This is a genomic window from Halorubrum rubrum, assembly GCF_024494685.1.
Taxonomy (GTDB): Archaea; Halobacteriota; Halobacteria; order Halobacteriales; family Haloferacaceae; genus Halorubrum; species Halorubrum rubrum.
The window spans coordinates 219,219-235,767 of the sequence record NZ_JANHDM010000001.1; the positions used below are offsets into that span (position 1 = coordinate 219,219).

At 69.6% G+C, this 16,549-nt stretch carries 19 protein-coding genes; 12 read left to right on the forward strand and 7 right to left on the reverse strand.

Going from position 1 to position 16,549, the window contains the following annotated elements; all coding sequences use genetic code 11:
• Window positions 1–14: 14 nt before the first annotated feature.
• From NO889_RS01120 to NO889_RS01130, 3 genes are read left to right on the forward strand one after another with little or no spacing between them, the layout of a single operon-like run.
• On the forward strand, window positions 15–1,322 hold the full coding sequence (locus NO889_RS01120) for a YihY/virulence factor BrkB family protein (protein ID WP_256410410.1): 1,308 nt from the start codon (window positions 15–17) through the stop codon (window positions 1,320–1,322).
• Between the two features lie 7 nt (window positions 1,323–1,329).
• Complete coding sequence (locus NO889_RS01125; protein WP_256410412.1) at window positions 1,330–2,310, forward strand: phosphatase PAP2 family protein; 981 nt, start codon at window positions 1,330–1,332, stop codon at window positions 2,308–2,310.
• A gap of 26 nt (window positions 2,311–2,336) precedes the next feature.
• Window positions 2,337–3,314, forward strand: coding sequence for a calcium/sodium antiporter (locus NO889_RS01130; RefSeq protein ID WP_256410413.1), 978 nt, complete (start codon window positions 2,337–2,339; stop codon window positions 3,312–3,314).
• A gap of 68 nt (window positions 3,315–3,382) precedes the next feature.
• Here NO889_RS01130 and glnA read toward each other — a convergent pair whose 3' ends face one another.
• Window positions 3,383–4,753 (reverse strand): type I glutamate--ammonia ligase, encoded by a 1,371-nt coding sequence (glnA, locus tag NO889_RS01135; protein WP_256410414.1) that lies wholly within the window; start codon window positions 4,751–4,753, stop codon window positions 3,383–3,385.
• Between the two features lie 126 nt (window positions 4,754–4,879).
• Between glnA and lrp the strand changes: the two genes are divergently transcribed.
• Window positions 4,880–5,341, forward strand: coding sequence for an HTH-type transcriptional regulator Lrp (gene lrp / locus NO889_RS01140; RefSeq protein ID WP_256410415.1), 462 nt, complete (start codon window positions 4,880–4,882; stop codon window positions 5,339–5,341).
• A gap of 64 nt (window positions 5,342–5,405) precedes the next feature.
• Here lrp and NO889_RS01145 read toward each other — a convergent pair whose 3' ends face one another.
• Window positions 5,406–6,680, reverse strand: coding sequence for an amidohydrolase (locus NO889_RS01145; protein WP_256410416.1), 1,275 nt, complete (start codon window positions 6,678–6,680; stop codon window positions 5,406–5,408).
• Window positions 6,681–6,834: 154 nt separating this feature from the next.
• On the opposite strand from NO889_RS01145, the gene NO889_RS01150 reads away from it, so the two are divergent.
• Entirely contained in the window at window positions 6,835–7,254 is a 420-nt protein-coding gene (locus NO889_RS01150; protein ID WP_256410417.1) for a DUF8059 family membrane protein, read from the forward strand.
• A gap of 497 nt (window positions 7,255–7,751) precedes the next feature.
• On the opposite strand, the gene NO889_RS01155 is transcribed toward NO889_RS01150, so the two are convergent.
• Both NO889_RS01155 and gap read right to left on the reverse strand, forming a co-directional pair.
• Window positions 7,752–8,978, reverse strand: a complete 1,227-nt coding sequence (locus tag NO889_RS01155) for a phosphoglycerate kinase (protein ID WP_256410418.1) — start codon at window positions 8,976–8,978, stop codon at window positions 7,752–7,754.
• A 65-nt stretch (window positions 8,979–9,043) separates the two neighbouring features.
• Entirely contained in the window at window positions 9,044–10,096 is a 1,053-nt protein-coding gene (gene gap / locus NO889_RS01160) for a type I glyceraldehyde-3-phosphate dehydrogenase (RefSeq protein ID WP_256410419.1), read from the reverse strand.
• A gap of 138 nt (window positions 10,097–10,234) precedes the next feature.
• Between gap and NO889_RS01165 the strand changes: the two genes are divergently transcribed.
• Entirely contained in the window at window positions 10,235–10,612 is a 378-nt protein-coding gene (locus tag NO889_RS01165; RefSeq protein ID WP_256410420.1) for an Hsp20/alpha crystallin family protein, read from the forward strand.
• Here the strand turns inward: NO889_RS01165 and NO889_RS01170 are convergent.
• Both NO889_RS01170 and eif1A read right to left on the reverse strand, forming a co-directional pair.
• Window positions 10,609–11,508: an ATP-grasp domain-containing protein gene (locus NO889_RS01170; protein ID WP_256410630.1), complete on the reverse strand. Its 900-nt coding sequence runs from the start codon at window positions 11,506–11,508 to the stop codon at window positions 10,609–10,611. The genes NO889_RS01165 and NO889_RS01170 overlap by 4 nt on opposite strands.
• An 89-nt stretch (window positions 11,509–11,597) precedes the next feature.
• Window positions 11,598–11,888 (reverse strand): translation initiation factor eIF-1A, encoded by a 291-nt coding sequence (eif1A, locus tag NO889_RS01175; protein WP_094531098.1) that lies wholly within the window; start codon window positions 11,886–11,888, stop codon window positions 11,598–11,600.
• Window positions 11,889–12,007: 119 nt separating this feature from the next.
• Between eif1A and NO889_RS01180 the strand changes: the two genes are divergently transcribed.
• Together NO889_RS01180 and NO889_RS01185 are read left to right on the forward strand one after the other, a co-directional pair.
• On the forward strand, window positions 12,008–12,187 hold the full coding sequence (locus NO889_RS01180; protein WP_256410421.1) for a DUF7470 family protein: 180 nt from the start codon (window positions 12,008–12,010) through the stop codon (window positions 12,185–12,187).
• A gap of 96 nt (window positions 12,188–12,283) precedes the next feature.
• Window positions 12,284–12,529: a DUF8151 family protein gene (locus NO889_RS01185; protein ID WP_256410422.1), complete on the forward strand. Its 246-nt coding sequence runs from the start codon at window positions 12,284–12,286 to the stop codon at window positions 12,527–12,529.
• A gap of 27 nt (window positions 12,530–12,556) precedes the next feature.
• Here NO889_RS01185 and NO889_RS01190 read toward each other — a convergent pair whose 3' ends face one another.
• Entirely contained in the window at window positions 12,557–14,251 is a 1,695-nt protein-coding gene (locus NO889_RS01190; RefSeq protein ID WP_256410423.1) for a cryptochrome/photolyase family protein, read from the reverse strand.
• A gap of 132 nt (window positions 14,252–14,383) precedes the next feature.
• Here NO889_RS01190 and NO889_RS01195 point away from each other — a divergent pair, with 132 nt between their 5' ends.
• From NO889_RS01195 to NO889_RS01210, 4 genes are all read left to right on the forward strand, one after another.
• Window positions 14,384–14,581, forward strand: a complete 198-nt coding sequence (locus NO889_RS01195) for a hypothetical protein (RefSeq protein ID WP_122106368.1) — start codon at window positions 14,384–14,386, stop codon at window positions 14,579–14,581.
• 74 nt (window positions 14,582–14,655) lie between these two features.
• Complete coding sequence (locus tag NO889_RS01200; protein WP_256410424.1) at window positions 14,656–15,630, forward strand: aldo/keto reductase; 975 nt, start codon at window positions 14,656–14,658, stop codon at window positions 15,628–15,630.
• A gap of 104 nt (window positions 15,631–15,734) precedes the next feature.
• The gene (locus tag NO889_RS01205; RefSeq protein ID WP_198530018.1) at window positions 15,735–15,890 is read left to right on the forward strand and encodes a hypothetical protein; all 156 of its coding nucleotides are present in this window, start codon (window positions 15,735–15,737) and stop codon (window positions 15,888–15,890) included.
• A 77-nt stretch (window positions 15,891–15,967) separates the two neighbouring features.
• A complete protein-coding gene (locus tag NO889_RS01210; RefSeq protein WP_256410425.1) occupies window positions 15,968–16,405 on the forward strand; it encodes a hypothetical protein in 438 nt (145 codons plus the stop codon).
• The last annotated feature ends 144 nt before the right edge of the window (window positions 16,406–16,549 follow it).

A 16,549-nucleotide genomic window follows, 5' to 3' on the forward strand; every position in this document is an offset into this window, starting at 1 on the left:
TCCGAACCCCGGACGTGTCCCGCCGCCAGACAGCCGCAGTCGACACCGTCCGTCGCGTCGTCGACATCTCGTTCGACCGACAGGTGACGTTCCTCGCGGCCGCGATAGCCTACTACGCGTTCGTCTCGCTCGTCCCCGCCCTGCTATTGCTCGTGGTCGTCGCGAGCGCGGTGTTCGGCGACGCGATCGCCGTCCAGCTGGCCGCGGTCGCGGGCGACTTCCTCACGCCCGCGGGCGAGGAGGCCGTCGCCGCGGCCGTCTCCTCCGCGAGCGGGCGGACCGGCGCGGGGATGCTTGGGATCGTCGTCCTCCTGTGGTCGACGCTGAAGGTGTTCCGCGGGCTCGACACCGCCTTCGGCGCGCTGTACGGCGACGCGTCGCCGCCCGGCTTCCGCGAACAGGTCACGGACGCGATCGCGGTCGTGGTGGGCGTCGGAGTGGGCATCGGCGTGATGGTCGCCGTGGGGACGTTCCTCGCGGCCGTGGACGCGATCCCGGCGGTCGAGGCGGCGAGCATTCTCGCGTTGCCCGCCGTTCTCACGGTCGTGTTCCTCCCCCTGTACTACCTGCTCCCGGAGCCGGCGATCGGGGTCGGAGAGGCGCTGCCCGGCGCTGCGTTCGCGGCCGGCGGCTGGACGCTGCTCCAGGCCGGCTTTCAGGTGTACGCCGCGAACGCCGGTCAATACCAGGTGTACGGCGTCATCGGCGGGGTCCTCCTCCTCGTGACCTGGCTCTACCTCGCGGCCGTCGTCGTCGTCGTCGGTGGCGTGATCAACGTCGCGGTCGCCGGACGGAACGCCGACGGCGGGCTCGCGGGCGAGCACGACCGCGACCGCGACGATCGTGAGTCGGACCGGCAGTTACAACACGACCGCGGCCGACCCACGGGTATGAACGGCGAGTCGGACGGTTCCGGAGGCGCCGGCGACGCGGAACGCCCCCGCGGGGCACCGGACGTCGCGGCGCTCGAGGAGGAACTCGGCGAGTTGCGCGCGGAGTTCGACGAGTTCGAGACGAACGTCGAGGAGCGAACGGTCGACAAGCCGAAACTGGAGTCCGAGCTGAAACGCTACGTCCGTTCCCGGATGCGTCGCGGCCACGCTCGCGGCTGGGGACCGTACCTCGTCCTCCTGTACGGGACGGTCCTGACGCTCGGGGCGTTCACCTTCCTCCAGGGGATCTACGCGATCGCCGCGATGATCGTCCTCGGGCTGTCGACGCTGGGGCTGTACACCCTCTTCGTCCTCGTCGGCGTCGGCCTCAACCTGATCGAGACCCCAGGAAAGGCGATCGAGTACGCGCGCAACCGGGGAGACGACTGACCGGACCGTGACCGGGCTCGTCTCCGCGGAGCGCGGGATCGGCGGGATCGCGCTCGCCGACGCGCTCCCCGAGGTCGTCGTCGTGGTCTTCGCGGCCGTCACCCACCTCGCGGACCCGTGGTTCCTGTTCGCGCTGCTCGCGGTGGGCTACTGGTTCGCCGACGACCGGCTCGCGGGGTCGCCCCGACGAGCCGGCGCGACCGCCATCGCGGTCGTCACCTGCGCGTACGCCGCCGTCGCGGTCGCGAAGGCCGGATTCGCGGTCCCGCGGCCGCCGGGCGCGACGGGTCCCGCAGACGTGCCGACGTGGCTTCCCGTCCTGCTCTCGGGGTGGTACGAGGCCCAGGTGCTCTCGGACGGATTCGGCTTCCCGAGCGGCCACGCCACCGGCGGGGCGGCCGCGTACGGCGCGTTAGCGCTCGCGTACGACCGGCTCTGGACGGGTCGGACACGCGTGGCCGCGGCGGTCGCGATCGCGGTCGCCGTGGCGGTCTCGCGGGTCGTCATCGAGGTCCACTACGCCGTCGACGTGATCGCCGGGCTGCTGCTCGGCGCGGCCGTCGTCGCCGGCGCGCTCGCGCTCGCCGGCGACCCGCGGCTCCGGCCGGGCGGCGACTCCTCCGGGGACCCCACCGCCGCGCTCGACCCGACCCCCGCGTTCGTCCTCGCGGCGGCCGTCTCGGTCGTCGCGGCCGGCGTCGCGGTCGCCGGCGGACACCCCGGCGAGGTGATCGAGGCGGGGATCGGGATCGCCACCGGCGTCGGCGGCGCGGTCGGTTGGCTGCTCGTCGACGGCGACGAGCCGCCGGTGTCGGTCGGGGTCGCCGTCCCGGCGCTCGCGGTCACCGGCGCGCTCTGGGTGGGCGCGTACGCGCTCGCCGACTCGCTTCCCGTCACGCTGGTCGCCACGACCGTCGCGGTCGTCGCCGTGGTCGCGTTGCCGGCGGCCGCGCGAGAGGGACTCGACGGGATCCGGGCGGCTGTTTAACACGACCCGCACCGACACCACGATCGATGGTCGGTAGCCCCCTCGTCAACGTCGCCGTGATCGCCGCGACCGTCCTCGGCCTCTGGATCGGCGCGAGCTCGCTGGTGGACGCCGTGGTCCGCATCGCCCGCCGGTTCGGCGTCTCGGAGCTGACGATCGGGTTGACGATCGTGGCGATGGGGACCTCGACCCCGGAACTCGTCGTCTCGATCGACGCCGCGTTCGCGGGGCTTGGGGACGTCGCGGTCGCGAACGTGATCGGGAGCAACGTCTACAACCTCGCGTTCATCCTCGGCGTCGTCTCGCTCCTCCGGGTCGTCCCCGTCGAGCGCTCGCTGGTCCACCGCGACGGGGTCGCGCTCGTGCTCGCGACGTTCGCGGGCGTCTGGACCGTCGCCGACGGCGTCGTGACGCGCCCCGAGGGACTCGCGCTCGCGCTCGGCTTCGTCGCCTACACGGCCTACCTGCTCCGCGACGAGCGCGGCGACCCCTCGATCGTCACGGAGTACCCCGACTCGCGGGTGACGGAGACGCTCGCCGATCACGCCCGGTTCCGCGGCCGCGACGCGGTCCTGCTCGTCGGCGGGCTCGCCCTCGTGTTAGTCTGCGGGCACTTCATGGTGGAGGCGGCCACGTCGCTGGCGCTACGCGCCGGGATCTCGGCGTGGGTCGTCGGCGGGACGATCGTGGCCGCGGGGACGTCGACGCCGGAGCTCGCGGTGTCGCTCGTCGCGATGCGGCAGGGCCACGTCGGGATGTCCGTCGGCAACGTCGTCGGCTCGAACGTGTTCAACGTCCTCGGGATCATGGGCGTCGCGGCCGCGCTCCGACCGCTCGCGGTGAGCGGGGCGGCGGCGGAGACGGGGGCGTGGCTCGCGGTCGTGACGGTCCTGATGGTCGCCGCGCTGTGGACCGGCCGCCGACTCTCGCGGATCGAGGGCGCACTGTTCGCGCTCTCCGAGGGGCTCCGCTGGGTCCTCGGACTGCTCCGGACGTTCGGGTGACGCGGACGCGTCGCCGGGCATCGCTGGGCGGCGCCGACGCGGCGAAAAAACGGGAGCGTTCGACGGCCTCAGAACGTCTCGAGGTAGCGGTCCTCCTCCCACTCGGAGACCTGGGTGAGGTACTCGCTGAACTCCTGGGATTTGGCCTCCGCGAACTTCTCGGAGACGTGCGGGCCGAGCGCGTCCTGGATGACTTCGTCCTCCTCGAGCGCCTCGACGGCCGCGCCGAGGTTCGGCGGGAGCGTGTCGATGCCGTACTCCTCGCGTTTGGCGTCGTCGAACTCGTAGATGTCCTCGCGGACCGGGTCGCCGGGGTCGGCGTCGTTCTCGATCCCGTCAAGGCCGGCGGCGATGAGCGACGCCATGCCGAGGTAGGGGTTACACGACGGGTCCGGGCTGCGGACCTCGAAGCGCGCGGAGACGCCCGCGGCGTCGGGGACGCGCACCAGCGCCGAGCGGTTCGTGTCGGACCACGCGACGTAGATCGGGGCCTCGTAGCCGGGCACCAGCCGCTTGTAGGAGTTCACGGTCGGGTTCGTGACGGCCGTGAACGCCTGCGCGTGGTTCAGGATGCCGCCCATGAACTGGTAGGCCGTCTCGCTCAGGTTGAACTCGTCGTCGTCGTCCGCGAAGGCGTTGCCGTCCTCGTCGAAGAGCGAGATGTGGCTGTGCATTCCCGAGCCGTTGATCTCGGCGATCGGCTTGGGCATGAACGTCGCGTGTAGGTCGTGTTGGGCGGCGACGGCGCGGACGACGGCACGGAACGTCGCGATGTTGTCCGCGGTGGTGAGCGCGTCGGCGTACTTGAAGTTGATCTCGTGTTGGCCCTCGGCGACCTCGTGGTGGGAGGCCTCGATCTCGAAGCCCATCTCCTCTAACGTGAAGATGATCTCCTTGCGGACGTCGCTCGCGAGGTCCTTCGGGGCGAGATCGAAGTAGCCGCCGTTGTCGTGGGGGATCGTCGTCGCGTTCCCCTCGTCGTCGGTCTTGAACAGGAAGAACTCCGGCTCGGGGCCGATGGAAACGGTGTACCCCATCTCCTCGGCTCTCGCGAGGACGCTCTTGAGCACCTGCCGCGGGCCGCCGACGAAGGGTTCGCCGTCGGTGTCGACGATGTCACAGATCAGGCGAGCGGCGGCGGAGTCGTCGTCGCCGTTGCTGCGCCACGGGAGCACCGCGAACGTCTCGGGGTCAGGGACGAGCCGCATGTCGGACTCCTGGATGCGGACGAACCCCTCGATCGAGGAGCCGTCGAAGTAGATACCCTCCGTGAACGCCTTCTCGGCCTGGTGGGCCGGTACGGAGACGTTCTTGACGACGCCGAGGATGTCGGTGAACTGCAACCGCAGGAAGTCAACGTTCTCCTCGTCGATCTCGTCGAGTACCGCCTGTTCCTCGGCCGTGAGGCCGCCGTCCGGTTTGGCGTGGTCGCCGGTCATGTTTTGGACAGTTACCTCGTTATCTGCCAGTATAAAGGCCTTGTCGCTTGACGCATGAACCGCCGAGTCCCCGCCAGTAGTGGACGTTCGTAAAATTCTAAACCCCCCAAACCGTGATCGAACCCAATGACGTACGAAAACCTCGACGCCAAACTCGTGAACTCGCTTCTCGGAAACGGTCGCGCCAGTCTCCGCAGCCTCGGGGACGAGCTCGACGTCTCCGTGACGACGGTCTCGAATCACCTGCGGGACCTCGAGGACGAGGAGGTCATCCGCGGGTACAGTCCGATCGTCGACTACGACAAGCTCGGGTTCGACGTGACCGCCATCCTCCAGCTGAAAGTGGAGGGAAGCGCGCTCCCGGAGGTCACCGAGAAGCTCCGTCAGGAGAAACAGATGATAAGCGTCTACGAGGTCACGGGCGACTACGACGTGATCGCGATCGGGAAGTTCACCGACACCGACGGCATGAACGACCAGATCAAGGAGATCCTCACCGACGCCGACATCCGCGAGTCGAACACCAGCGTCGTGCTCAATGCGGTCGTCGAGAACAAGCAGTTCGAACTCGACCTCAACGAGGAGTAGTCGTCCCCGCGAACGGCGGGGTGGTCGACCACGTCACGGACCGCTCCCGCCGCGACGATCCGCTCTAGTTCGCCGCGAGCCGCCGGACCGCGTCCGTGATCACGTCGACGCCGACGTCGATACACGCCTCGTCGACGTCGAAGTACGCCGTGTGGTGGCCGTCCGGGTTGCCCCCGCCGACGCCGAGGTACGTCGCCGTCCCGCCCCGTTCCTGGACGCGCCGGATCAGGTAGGAGGCGTCCTCGCTGCCGCCGAACTCCTTCGTTATCACCTCCTCGACCGAGTCGGTCGCGCTCGCGGCCGTCTCGACGACATCCACGACCGACGCGTCGTTCTCGAACGTCGTCGTCTTCCCGTAGAGGCTCGTCTCGTAGGTCACGTCGTGCATCGTCGCCGCGCCGTCGACGACCTCCCGAGCCCGCCCGAGCATGTACTCGTTGAGGTCGTGGGTCTCGCCGCGGACCTCGACGCGCATCGTGGTCTCCTCGCAGATGACGTTCTGGGCGTTGTCGGCGTTGACCCGTCCGACGTTGATCCGCGTCGCGCCGTCGCCGTGTCTGGCGATCCCGTAGAGGTTGCCGATCGCCGCCGTGGCCGCTTGGAGGGCGTTTCGGCCGGCGTGCGGCTGGCCGCCCGCGTGGGCCGGCTCGCCGGAGAAGGTCACGTCGAGCTTGGCGTTCGAGAGCGGCCCGTCGTAACTGGAGACGACGGTGCCGATCGGCTCGTCGAGGCCGACGTGGACCGCGAGCAGATGGTCCACGTCGTCGAGGTGACCCGACTCCGCCATCGGCTTGCCGCCGCGGCCGCCCTCCTCGGCGGACTGGAAGAACAGCTTGAGGGTGCCGTCGAAGCCGCCCTCCGCGAACGCGCGCGCCACGCCCAGCCCGATCGCGGCGTGGGCGTCGTGGCCGCAGGCGTGCATCTCGCCGGGATGGACGCTCGCGAATCCCTCCGCCGCCGGTCGGTGATCGTCGTCCATCGCCTCCTGTCGCTCCAAGGCGTCGATGTCGGTGCGGAGGCCGATCGTCGGCCCGTCGCCGAACGTCCGGGTCGCGATCACGCCGGTGATGTCGCCCATCCGGTCGAGGTACTCCTCGGGCGCGCCCTCCTCGCGGGCGCGCTCGCGGGCCGCGGCGACCTCGTCGGCCGGCGGAACGCCCATCCGCGAGTCGGGGTCGACCGTCTCCTCGCCGAGGAACACGTCGTAGCCGAGGTCCTCGAGTTCGGCCGCGAGCAACGCCGAGGCACGGAACTCCTTCCAGCCGGCCTCCGCGTGTCGGTGGAGGTCGCGGCGGATCTCGGAAAGCGAGCTGTCGGCGAACGTCGTCAGTGGCTCCATACGGTCCCCTCCGGGCCGAGCGGAAAAAGCGTTGAGTAAACGGAGAAACGCGCCTCGGCGGGACGGGGCGATCCGTCGATCGGCCGATTCGCGGAAATCGGTTCTCGTAGGAGAAGATTTATGAAACAATCAACGGATCGACACTGACGAATCCATGACACGTGCGCTGAAGGGGTCCGGATTTCTCGGATTGGCAGTCATGATGGTCGTCGGGTTACACCAGTTCGTCATCCTCTCCGGCGGCAGCGCCGTCCCGCCGTGGATGATCGGCGGACACGCCCACCTCGGCGTGCTCTCCATCCTCGCGGTCGTGATGGGATTCGCCGTCCCCGCGCTCGAGGTGACGGGGACCCTACGAACCGCCGTGACCGCGCTCTTCGTCGCCGGTCAGTGGGGCATCCCCGGCATCGTCTGGCTCGGTGAGGGGTTCGGGCTGACGTTCCTCATGCCGACCGGGTTCCTCTGGGGCGGCGCGCTGATCGTCTCGATGCTGATCATGTTCTACTACTCGGTGACGGAGCCGGCGAATGCCGCGGGGGGCGGTTCGTCGAGTTTCGCGCCCGGCGACGACTGAGCGTCGGGAACGGCGGAACGGTCGGCGGCGGCCCCGTTGACCGTCTCTCGGTCGGAACGAGACCGCACGAAACGGCCGTTATATTTCGAGTGCTTGTCGTACGGATGTTTCGGTGGTAATCGGGGTGATAAGAATGAGATCGTTGCTAGCGCGGTGAACACGTCCAAAGCCCCAGCCGGCTCCAGTCGAGGGCCTCGCGGCGCTCCTCGCTCACTTCGTTCGCTGTGGTGCTTGCGTCGGCCGTCTTCCCGGAGCCGGCTGCCCCTTTGAGTCCCACCCGACCGCACCGCCCCACACCTCACGCCTCCCCAGCCTCGCGGCTCGCGCTCTCCGAGCGCTCACCGCGTCCCTCGCGGGCTCCTCGCGTCCTTCGGACGCTCGGAGGCGCGCCACCGCGATCGCTCGTTGCTTCGCCTGTGTTGACCGGATTCGGACCCGGACGTATCACTCACAGGCGATCTCAACGGATCGACGACGGACGGATCGACGACGCGCGGCTACGCCCCGCCGTCGTCCGCGCGCCGGAGCAGTTCGATCGCGGGCAGCGGCTCGCCGGTGAGCGCGCGGATGTACGCGCCGCCGGCGATGGAGACGTGCGAGAAGTCCGCCTCGTCCAGCCCGTACAGCTCGATCGCTCTCGAGGTGTCGCCGCCGCCGACGACCGAGAAGCAGTCGGTCTCCGCGATGGCCTCCAGCACGCCGACGGTGCCGTCCGCGAACCGCTCGTCCTCGAAGACGCCGAGCGCGCCCTTCACGAAAACGGCGTCGGACTCGCGGATGAGGGGGCCGTAGTCGGCGACGGTGTCGGAGCCGACGTCGAGGTAGGCGTCCGTCTTCTCGTCGAGGTCGGCGACGCGGACCTCGGCGCGGTCGCCGTCCGCGCCCTCGTAGGCGAGGTCGATCGCGAGGCGGATCGCGTCGCCGCGCTCCTCGAGGATCGCCTCGACGGTGTCGTGGGTCGCCTCCCACTGCTCGTCGAAGAGGTCCATCCCCTCGAGGTCGCGGCCGACCGGGTGGCCGGCCGCGCGCAAGAAGAGCTCGCCGGCGACGCCGCCGAGCAGGAACCGGTCGACGCGGTCGCCGAGGGCGTCCATCACGCCGATCACGTCGGTGGCCTTCGTCCCGCCGACGACCATCGTGACCGGGCCGTCGAACTCCTTGCGGGCGATCGCGGTGTTGGCCTCGTACTCCGTCTCCATCACGCGGCCGGCGTAGGCGGGGAGCGCGACCGGGAAGCCGACCAGCGAGGCGTGCTTGCGGTGGGCCGCGGAGTACGCGTCGTTGACGTAGGCGTCGAAGCGCGGCGCGAGCGTCCGGACGAACTCGGTGTCGGCCTTCTCCGTCGGCGACGCCTCCGGTAGCTCGTCGTCGCACATCCGCGTGTTCTCTAAGAGGAGCACGTCGCCCGCTTCGAGCGCCTCGATCGCCGCGAGCGCCTCCTCGCCGTAGGTGTCGGCGACGAAGCCGACCTCGCGGCCGACGTGGTCGGCGAGGATCGCCGCGTGGCCCGAAAGCGACGTGAAGTCGTCGCGGCCGGGGCGGCCCTGGTGGGCGAGGAGGGCGACGCGGTGGCCGGCGTCTGCGAGCTCGCGAACCGTGCGCGCGTGTCGCTCGAACCGGCGGTTGTCCCGCGGCTCGCCGTCCTCGATGGGGGAGTTCAGATCGAGGCGAACGAGCACGCGCGAGCTGGCCGGCAGGTCGTCGATGGTCTGGAACGTGGACATGGGTGAGACTAGGTGTGTCGGTGTATCCGTCGGCAGGGGTTGTGAATTCCGGGGAAACGCGGCGGTTACGACTCCGCGTGGACGTACGCGGCCATATCGAGCATTCGACACGAGAAGCCGTACTCGTTGTCGTACCACGTGAGGATCTTGAGCAGGCCGCCGTCGGCGATCACGTTGGTGGACGGGAGGTCGACGTAACTCGAGAAGGGGAGGCCGGTGACGTCGCTGGAGACGACCTCGTCGTCGGTGTAGCCGAGCACGCCCGCGAGCGGCCCGTCGTCGGCGGCCGCGCGGAACGCGTCGTTGACCTGCGACTCGGTCACGTCCTCCGTGAGATCGACGACGAACTCCGTGATCGAGCCCGTCGGGACGGGAACGCGGATCGCCATCCCGTCGATCTTGCCGTCGAGCTGCGGGAGGACCTTCTGTGCCGCGCCGGCCGCGCCCGTCGAGGTCGGGACGATGTTCTCGGCGGCGGCGCGTCCGCGACGGGTCTTCGCCTTCGGGCCGTCGATGAGCGCCTGCGATCCGGTGTAGGCGTGGACGGTGGTGAGGGTGCCGGCCTCGATGCCGAACTCCTCGTCGAGCACCTTCGCGACCGGCGTGATGGAGTTGGTCGTACACGAGGCGTTCGAGACCACGTCCTCGCCGTCGTACTCGTCGTGATTGACGCCGTAGACGAGCTGTTTGACCGGCTCCTCGCCCTTCGGCGGCGCGGAGATGACGACGGTGTCGGCCCCGCCCGCGAGGTGCGCGCTCGCGTCCTCCTTCGTCCGGAAGATGCCGGTACACTCCAGGGCGACGTCGACGTCGAGGTCGTCCCACGGGAGGTCGGCGGGGTCCTGAACGTTGAAGAGCGGCACCGACGTGCCGCCGATCGTCAGCTCGTCGTCGACGAGCTCGATCCCGTCGAGCCGCCCCATGACGGTGTCGTACTTCGCGAGGTAGCCCATGTCCTCGAACTCCATCACGTCGTTGATCCCGGCGAGCTCGATCCGGGGGTCCTCGAGGACCGCGCGGAGGACGTTGCGGCCGATCCGACCGAATCCGTTGAGTCCGACCCGCACGACCTCCTCGTCGGGTACCTCGTCGCCAGCGGACAGATACGATTTACTCATATGCGAAAAAGCGGTGCGCAGACACTTAAATCCGCCCGAGTCGTGCGAGCCCGCCGCGGAGCGTGTCTCTCACGGTCGATCCACGGGGATCCGACGATCGACAGAAGGCTTATCGGGGAGACCGCCCTCACACGAACCATGGACAGAGACGATCGAGACGACCCGTTCGGCGACTTCTTCGAGGAGATCGAACGGATGATGAACGAGGTGGCCGGAAACGGACACGGGACCGACGACGCCGGCTTCGGGTCGGAGACGCACGTCGACGCGTACGCGACCGAGGAGTCCGTTCGACTCGTCGCCGACCTCCCCGCCGTCTCGAAAGAGCAGCTCTCCCTGCAGTGTGACGGGGAGGCGCTCACCATCTCGGCGGCCTCCGACCGACGCGAGTACGACGAGACCGTCGAGCTCCCCGCGACCGTCGACGAGCGGTCCGGCGAGGCGACGTTCAACAACGGCGTGCTCGAGGTCGAGTTCGAGCGCGACGACGACTCCGCCTCCATCGACGTCGTCTAGGCGTCGTTCCCGCGACCCGTTCTCCGCGACCCGTTCTCCGCGACCCGTCGGATCACCCCCGCGAGTCGGTCGTAGAACCCCGGCTCGTACTTCCTCGCCGTGTCGACCGTCGGTCGGGCGTTCGTCTCGTTAACCAGGAACCGACCGTCGGCTTCGAGCAGGTCCACGCCGAGGTAGTCGATCCCGAGCGCCGCCGCCGTCCGCTCGGCCAGTTCGCGACCCTCCCCGTCGAGTTCGACGCCGCGCGCGTCCGCGCCGCGGTGGACGTTGTGTTTCCAGCGGCCGGCCGCGAGCGCGTCGGGAGGGAGTTCGCGACGGACCGCACCCGCGTAGGCGCCGTCGACGACCATCGCCCGGTAGTCGCGCGCGCCGGGGAGAAACTCCTGTATCAGGTACGACTTGTCGCCGGTCGCGCGGTAGTCGTGAGCGAGGTTCAGGTAGTCGACGACCCCCAAAAGCGAGTCGAGGTCGGTCGCCTTCGCGACGCCGACGCCGCGGGTCGCCGAGTTAGGCTTGACCACGACGGGGAACTCGAAGTCTGCGGCCGCCTCGACGACGGCCGACTCGTCGACCGGGTTCGAGACCAGCGTCGTCCGGGGAACGGGGAGTCCCGCGTCCGAGAGCGCCGCGAGCACGCCCGCCTTGTTCCGGGAGGTCACGACCGCGTCCCGACCGTTCACCCACGGGACGGCGAGCCGGCGGTCGAGGACCTCACCCTCCATGAGCCGGGACGGGTAGACGAAGCCGACGTCGAACGCCTCCGCGTCCGTCGCCGCGTCGCCGTCCGCCCCGTCGAGCCGGAACGTCCGCTCTTTCGCTCGAACGTGATCGACGTCGATCCCGCGGTCGGCGAGTGGCCCGCGGACGCGCTCGTAGGTCTCCGCCGCGGTGGTCATCGCGAGCCGGGTGGGGTCGGTCACGGTCGGAGACGGCGTCTATCGAGCCCCGCGGAGAGCGGGGTGTCGCCGCGGCGGCGCGACCGCGCTCACTGGAGGTGTCCCTCCTCGCGGAGCTGCTCGGCCTCGTTCTTCTCGTAGCGCCAGGAGATGTCCGCCTTCTCGTCCTGCCAGTCCCACGGTTCGACGAGGACGATGTCGTCCTCGCGGATCCAGACGCGCTTTTGCATTCGTCCCGGTATCCGTGCCGTCCGTTCCTTCCCGTCCGCACAGCGGACCTTCACGCGGTTGGCACCGAGCATCTCGACGACCTCCGCGAACACCTCGTCGTCGTCGGGCATCCGGAGGTCGCGCCGGCCCTGGCCGTCTCCGTCGGTCATGCGTGTCGGGTGATACGTGTCCCACCCGATAAAAGCCCCACCCTCCGACGCGGCGCTCCGGCCCGACGCGGCGCTCCCGAGGCGTCCCATTTAACCGGCGGCGGACGGAGACCCCGGACATGCGAGACACGCTCGGACTGGAGGGGATCGCGGGAGTCGTCGTCGTGTTCCTGGCGATCACGGTCGTGACGCTTCGCGACCCCGTGATCGGCGGCGGGCTGATGCTCCTCGTCGCCGGCCTCGCGCTGATCGCGAAGGGGGTCGCGGCGTCGACGATGCGCGCGTTCGGCCTGAAGTGACCGCGAGAGACGAGGCGACGCGGCCGACGGCGACTGCGTGACCGGCGCGACCGCGCGGCCGAAAGGGCTATACGCGACCGTCTCGGCCGCTTCGATATGGCACGGATCCCCGAATTCGCGGTCGAACTGTTCGAACTCCTCGCGCTCGTCGTCGGGTCGGGCGTGGCGTCGGTCATCGGCGTCGAACTCGAGCGCGTCGGCGTCGCCGGCCTCGCGGGCGGCGACCTCGCAGTCGGGCTGTGGGCGCTCACGATGGGGATCGTCGCGCTGTACGTCGGCGTCGTCGCGCTCGGGTACGAGCAGGTGCTCCCCCGACTCCGCGCGCTCGCCGGCGACGCGTGAGGCCGCGGCCGCGACCCTCGGACGAGGTCACAGCTCGCCGGCGGCGGCCAGTTCGCGGACGCGGGCCGCGCGCTCCCGGATCGCCTCCCGCTCCCCGTCGTCCTTGTCGTCGGCGTGCGAGTACAGCAGTCCCGTCCGACCGGTCCCGCGAAGCGTCTCCTCGTGTTCCATCAGGAAGTCCCAGTAGAGCGCGTTGAACGGACAGGCCCCCTCGCCGGTCGTTCGAGAGACCGCGTACGGGCACGACGCGCAGTGGTCGCTCATGCGGTTCACGTAGCTCCCCGAGGCGGCGTACGGCTTCGATGAGAGGACGTCGGTCCCGAACGATCCCATGGCGACCACGTTCGGTGTCGTTACCCAGTGGTACGCGTCGACGAAGCCGAGATGGAACCACTCGTCGAGTTCGGCGGGGTCGACGCCGTAGAGCATGGCGAAGTTCGATAGGACCATCAGCCGCTCGATGTGGTGGGCGTAGCCGTGCTCGCGGACGTGGCCGACCGCCTCCGAGAGACACCGCATGTCCGTCTCGCCGTCCCAGTAGAGCGGCGGGAGCGTCCGTTTCTGATCGAGACGGTTCGCGTCCGCCAGTTCCGGCATCGTCTCCCGGTAGACGTGACGGACGAACTCGCGCCAGCCGAGCACCTGCCGGATGAACCCCTCCGCCGCGTTGAGCGGGACCGGCGAGCGGTCGGCGGCGGTTCCGTCCCCTTCGCCGCCCGTCGCGAACGCGTCGAGGGTCGTCTCCGATCCCGCGGAGCCGACGTCGGGATCGAACGCCCCCGGTTCGCCGCCGCGCGCCTCGTAGGCCGCCTCCACCGCCCGGACCGGCTCGCGCGGGTCGAGGAGCCCGAGGTTGATCGCCGGCGAGAGCAGCGAGTGTGCGAGGAACGGCTCACCGCCGACCATGGCGTCCTGATAACGGCCGAACGCGGGGAGCCCGCGGGCGACGAACGCGTCGAGCGCCGTCAGCGCCTCCTTCCGCGTCACGGGCCACGCGAACGTCTCGATCGAGTCGTTTCCCCACGTGTCGAAGCGGTCGCGAACCCACGCGTGGGTCTCGCGAGTGAGCGCGTCCGGCTCGAACCGCGGGGGGTTCGGGGGGGTCCAGCCGTCCGGCGGCGTCTCGCGGTTCCGGTCGTCGTAGTTCCACTCGCCGCCCTCGGGCTCGTCGCCGTCCATCAACACGCCCGTCTCCCGACGGACGTGGCGGTACCAGTCCTCCTGACGGTACGTGCGGTCCGCGGTGCCGTCCTCGTGGATCGCGACCCCGTCGGCGTTCCGCTCCTTGCCGTTCCGCTCTTCGCCGCCCGACGACTTCCCGGTCCATGCCCGCCAGTCGTCCGGCGTCGTCCAGAACAGCTCGTTCTCGAGAAGAATCAGGGACCCGCCGCGCGCCTCGACGATCCCGCGGAGCCGCTCGCCAGCCCCGTGACTCGCAGGACGCATGAGCCTGAAGGCGACGTCCGGCCGCCGGTCGAGGAACGTCGCGATCCCCTCGCCGAAGGAGTCCGCCTCGAGGTAGGTCACGTCGTGGCCGCGATCGCGGAGGTCGTCGCGGAAGTGACGCATCGCCGAGAAGACGAGCGTCAGCTTGTGCGCGTGGTAGCGCCGGCGGGCCGCGAACCCGTGCGCCTCGATCAGGAGGACGTCGTCCGTGGCCTCGAGCGCGTCCAGGTCGAGGTTGAGCTGGTCGCCGAGCAGCCAGAGGGTGGAGTCGCTCACGACCGATCGCACGGGACCGAATCACATAGCTCCGGGGTCGAACGCTCCGGTTTGACCGCTCTCGAACCGAGAGCGGTCGCTCCGGGAGAGGAACACCCGCCCTTTTTGTTCGCCGTCGACGAGGAGCGGAACATGGACGAGATCCTCACCAACTGGCTCCTCGGTCTGATCGCCGCCCTCCTGGCCGTCCTCGTGCTCGACTCGACCGGCCAGCCGTTCCTCGACCCGCTCGCGCCCGTCGCGAACGTGCTCGCGCTCGTGACGTTCCTCGCGTTCGTCATCCTCACCGGCGCGTTCCTCGTGTACACCGCGTCGTTCCGGAACGAGTAGTCGGGGACGGACCGTCCCGGCCGAACCACGCGCCCCCGCGAAGACTTTTGCTCACGGCCGCCCACGGCCGTCCCATGGAGTACACGACGCTCGGAGATACGGGCATGACCGTCTCGAGGATCTGCCTCGGCTGTATGAGCTTCGGCGACCCCGGCTGGCGCGAGTGGGTGCTCGACGAGGAGGAGGGAAAAGCGCTCGTCGAGCGGGCACTCGAGCTGGGGGTGAACTTCTTCGACACCGCCAACATGTACTCGAACGGCGAGTCCGAGCGGATCCTCGGGGAGGCGCTGGAGGGTCACCGTGAGGAGGCGGTCGTCGCCACGAAGGGATACTTCCAGATGGACGAGTCGAACCCGAACTCCGGTGGACTCTCCCGGAAGGCGATAGAACAGGAACTCGAGAACAGCCTCGACCGGCTCGGGATGGAGACGGTCGACCTCTATCAGATCCACCGGCTCGACCCGGAGACGCCGATAGAGAGGACCCTCGCGGCCCTCGACGACGCGGTCCGACGCGGACGGGTTCGTTATCTCGGGGCCTCCTCGATGTGGGCTCACGAGTTCGCGGAGGCGCTTCACGCGAGCGACCGGCTCGGGTTCGACCGGTTCGCCACGATGCAGAACCACTACAACCTCGTCTACCGGGAGGAGGAACGCGAGATGCTTCCGCTGTGTGAGAAGGAGGGGATCGGGGTCATCCCGTGGAGCCCGCTCGCGCGCGGGTACCTGGCGCGCCCGGACGACGACGTCGACGCCACGAGGCGCGGCGAGACCGAGGACCACCTCTACCGCCATCCCTACCGCGAGGGAGGCGGCCCCGCGGTCAACGCCCGCGTCGCGGAGCTGGCCGACGAGAAGGGCGTGAAGATGGCGCAGATCGCGCTCGCCTGGCAGTTCCACAAGGACCCGGTCGACGCCCCGATCGTCGGCACGACGAGCATCCGACATCTGGAGGACGCGGTGGAGGCGCTCGAGATCGATCTGTCCGACTCCGACGTCGAATGGCTCGAGGAGCCGTACGAGCCGGTCCGCGTCTCCGGACACGACTGATCGCCGGTCGCTGCGGAGTGGATATATTCTGGGGATCGACGTATTCGGTGTATTAGGACATATATGGACAACCTACTTATCGAGTGAGTAAATACCACGCACACATGACCGACGACGGCGACGAGGCCTCGGTCCGGTCGAGCACCGAGTACGCGCGCAGCCGGGTCCGGTGTCCGAACTGCGGGGACCACGTCCCGGCGGTCGGCCGGGACGCCGGGGCGACCGAGTGTCCGAACTGTCGAACGCTGGTTCGCAACTGAGCGGCCGGCGGGAGGGGGATCGCACCCACGTGCCCGGAGCGACAACCCTTTTCGGCCGGGCTACCGAATCGGAGCGTATGCCAGACGACGACTCCACCGAGCCCGAGGCGGGCGACGACCGGGCCGAGGACGGCGACGAACAGGCCGACGACGAGGAGAAGTCCTTCCGCGAGCGGGTCGAGGAGATCCGCGAGCGACGCGAAAAGGAGCGCGAGGAGGGCGACCGGCCCGACCCCGAGGAGATGATGGGCGGCGGTGGCGGCGGCCCGCCGGGCATGGGCGGCGGTGGCGGCGGTAACCCCTTCGCACAGATGATGTCCGGAATGATGGGCGGCGGCCCCGGCGGTCAGGGCGGCCCGCCGGGCATGGGCGGCGGCCCCGGCGGTCGCGGCGAGGGCGGCGGCGAGGAGGCCGGCAACGAGGAGCTCGTCCGCGAGGTGCGACAGCTCCGCGACGAGGTCCGCGACGCGACCCGCCAGCTCCAGCGCATCGCGCAGGCGCTCGAGGACGACTGAGACGGCGTCGGATCGTTTTCTTGGCGTTCGTCGAAGCTCACCGGTAGCGAGAACCGTCCTCGCTCCGTGCAGGATAGGTGAGAGAGTGAGCGCTCGCCCTGCGCCGGTGAGCGGGTGCGGTCGCACCCGCGAACCGCTCGCGAG

What these genes read in the sequence shown, in the direction of transcription:
- NO889_RS01130 (WP_256410413.1), top strand. Translation starts at nt 2,337, where the DNA reads ATGGTCGGTAGCCCCCTCGTCAACGTCGCCGTGATCGCCGCGACCGTC.
- NO889_RS01165 (WP_256410420.1), top strand. Translation starts at nt 10,235, where the DNA reads ATGGACAGAGACGATCGAGACGACCCGTTCGGCGACTTCTTCGAGGAG.
- NO889_RS01180 (WP_256410421.1), top strand. Translation starts at nt 12,008, where the DNA reads ATGCGAGACACGCTCGGACTGGAGGGGATCGCGGGAGTCGTCGTCGTG.
- NO889_RS01195 (WP_122106368.1), top strand. Translation starts at nt 14,384, where the DNA reads ATGGACGAGATCCTCACCAACTGGCTCCTCGGTCTGATCGCCGCCCTC.
- NO889_RS01170 (WP_256410630.1), bottom strand. Translation starts at nt 11,508, where the DNA reads ATGACCACCGCGGCGGAGACCTACGAGCGCGTCCGCGGGCCACTCGCC.
- NO889_RS01145 (WP_256410416.1), bottom strand. Translation starts at nt 6,680, where the DNA reads ATGGAGCCACTGACGACGTTCGCCGACAGCTCGCTTTCCGAGATCCGC.
- NO889_RS01150 (WP_256410417.1), top strand. Translation starts at nt 6,835, where the DNA reads ATGACACGTGCGCTGAAGGGGTCCGGATTTCTCGGATTGGCAGTCATG.
- lrp (WP_256410415.1), top strand. Translation starts at nt 4,880, where the DNA reads ATGACGTACGAAAACCTCGACGCCAAACTCGTGAACTCGCTTCTCGGA.
- NO889_RS01205 (WP_198530018.1), top strand. Translation starts at nt 15,735, where the DNA reads ATGACCGACGACGGCGACGAGGCCTCGGTCCGGTCGAGCACCGAGTAC.
- gap (WP_256410419.1), bottom strand. Translation starts at nt 10,096, where the DNA reads ATGAGTAAATCGTATCTGTCCGCTGGCGACGAGGTACCCGACGAGGAG.
- NO889_RS01200 (WP_256410424.1), top strand. Translation starts at nt 14,656, where the DNA reads ATGGAGTACACGACGCTCGGAGATACGGGCATGACCGTCTCGAGGATC.
- NO889_RS01185 (WP_256410422.1), top strand. Translation starts at nt 12,284, where the DNA reads ATGGCACGGATCCCCGAATTCGCGGTCGAACTGTTCGAACTCCTCGCG.
- glnA (WP_256410414.1), bottom strand. Translation starts at nt 4,753, where the DNA reads ATGACCGGCGACCACGCCAAACCGGACGGCGGCCTCACGGCCGAGGAA.
- NO889_RS01155 (WP_256410418.1), bottom strand. Translation starts at nt 8,978, where the DNA reads ATGTCCACGTTCCAGACCATCGACGACCTGCCGGCCAGCTCGCGCGTG.
- NO889_RS01210 (WP_256410425.1), top strand. Translation starts at nt 15,968, where the DNA reads ATGCCAGACGACGACTCCACCGAGCCCGAGGCGGGCGACGACCGGGCC.
- eif1A (WP_094531098.1), bottom strand. Translation starts at nt 11,888, where the DNA reads ATGACCGACGGAGACGGCCAGGGCCGGCGCGACCTCCGGATGCCCGAC.